Raw genomic sequence first — 533 nt, forward strand, 5'->3', positions numbered from 1 at the left:
TAAAATCATCAATCAAAAAACGAATATTATGATACAAATCAACAATCTTTCTAAAGTTTTTAGAACCGAAGAAGTAGAAACCAAAGCACTTAACGAAGTTTCAATCACAATCAATCAAGGCGAATTTGTTACCATTATGGGCGCATCAGGAAGTGGAAAATCGACACTTTTAAATATCATTGGACTTTTAGATGGTGCGTCTAGCGGGAATTATCAACTTTTAAATCAGGAAATGATTGGTTTAAAAGAGCAAGAAAAATCGAAAGTTAGAAAACAAAATATTGGGTTCATCTTCCAAAATTTTAATCTTATTGACGAACTTTCTGTTTATGATAATATCGAATTGCCTCTTATTTACAACAACGTTCCATCATCGGAAAGAAAGAAAAAAGTTGAAGCAATTGCAGAACGACTTGGAATTTCACATCGATTGAAACATTATCCGCAACAACTTTCTGGCGGACAACAACAACGTGTCGCGGTTGCAAGAGCATTAATTAATGATCCAAAAATCATTCTTGCCGATGAGCCAA

General features: G+C 33.8%; 1 protein-coding gene. It reads left to right on the top strand.

Annotated elements, in window-relative coordinates; all coding sequences use genetic code 11:
• Window positions 1–28: 28 nt before the first annotated feature.
• The coding region (locus DIU01_RS04730; protein WP_290832093.1) for an ABC transporter ATP-binding protein at window positions 29–533 on the top strand (505 nt) is incomplete at its 3' end.

It is taken from the genome of Flavobacterium sp. (assembly GCF_003525665.1).
GTDB lineage: Bacteria > Bacteroidota > Bacteroidia > Flavobacteriales > Flavobacteriaceae > Flavobacterium.